The sequence below is a fragment of the Marinobacterium sp. xm-d-564 genome (assembly GCF_013283345.1).
Classification (GTDB): domain Bacteria; phylum Pseudomonadota; class Gammaproteobacteria; order Pseudomonadales; family Balneatricaceae; genus Marinobacterium_E.
Window position 1 is genome coordinate 1 of sequence record NZ_WBYO01000022.1, and the last position, 1,218, is coordinate 1,218.

The window sequence follows — 1,218 nt, forward strand, 5'->3', positions numbered from 1 at the left end:
AGGTCATATATGGTCCGTCCCGCGTTATGCAAGATAAAAGTACCAATGGTTAAGGTGAGCTGCAGTCATATATCCGGCTTTTGATGAAGATCTCTTTCTTCTAGCCCCAATGGATTCTGCATACTTCCTGCTTAATCAGACTCGCGGCTTCGTTGAGCCATAGACCTTGCCAAGCTGTTGGAAGTATAGGTCTTACCTGTTTGCCATCTATCTACTTTTCTCTTAGCAACTCGAGATTAACGTTAATTGGTTAGACTGAGTACTTTAAAGCTCAGTCGAACTTCTGTTTTAGGCCGCTAGGTAGTTATTGCCATCCTGCAATATTTTCCAAGCAGTTCTAACATTCTTATTGGCCACCGCTACAGATGCCACATTCACATTTCGACGTCGTGCAAGGTCTGTAATCCAGTTACTGCGGTAGTCGTTATGCTTAGGCGATGTCCTGACTACAGCTCTACCACCATGTATCAACAACGATCGTAAATATTGATCACCACGTTTACTGATACCTAATAGCGTCGATCTGCCACCGGTTGAGTTCTGTCTTGGTACCAACCCTAGATACGCTGAAGCCTCACGCCCATCTTTAAATGCACTTCCGTCACCTAAGGTCGCCACTAATGCAGTTGCAGCCATGGGTCCAATACCGGGTATGGTTTGCAAACGAACACATCGTTCATCCTGTCTGGCTAATAACTCAATCTTTTGATTAAAGCTCTCTACCTGCTGATCTACCGTGATCAGTGCACTGTAGAGATTCTGAAGTAGTTCTCTAAATAAAATTGAAAGCTCTCTGTTATCGCTATCGATAATGGACGGCAAACTTCTTCGCAAGATCGATATACCTTGCGGAAGCACAATACCGTATTCAGTAAGTAAACCTCTTATCTGGTTCGACAGAGCCGTGCGATGAGCGACAACTAGGCTACGCGCTCGATGAATACTCTGAATATCTTGTTGTGCTGTATCTTTAGGCGATACAAAACGCATATCCGGCCGTTGCGATGCTTCACATATTGCCTGGGCATCAAACGCATCATTCTTGTTCGACTTTACAAACGGCTTAACAAACTGGGGAGCGATTAGCTTTACCGTATGCCCCATAGCTGTGAACTTCCGAGCAAAATGATTTGCTCCACCACAAGCTTCCATAACTACTGTGCAAGGCTGTAAGTTCGATACGTATTGAATAAGCTTCGATCGATTTACCGGCTTTGA

At 44.5% G+C, this 1,218-nt stretch carries 1 protein-coding gene; it reads right to left on the minus strand.

Annotated elements, in window-relative coordinates; genetic code table 11:
* Positions 1 to 288: 288 nt before the first annotated feature.
* Positions 289 to 1,218, minus strand: a 930-nt coding sequence (locus XMD564_RS11300; RefSeq protein WP_173508357.1) for an IS110 family transposase, incomplete at its 5' end; no start/stop codon positions are given.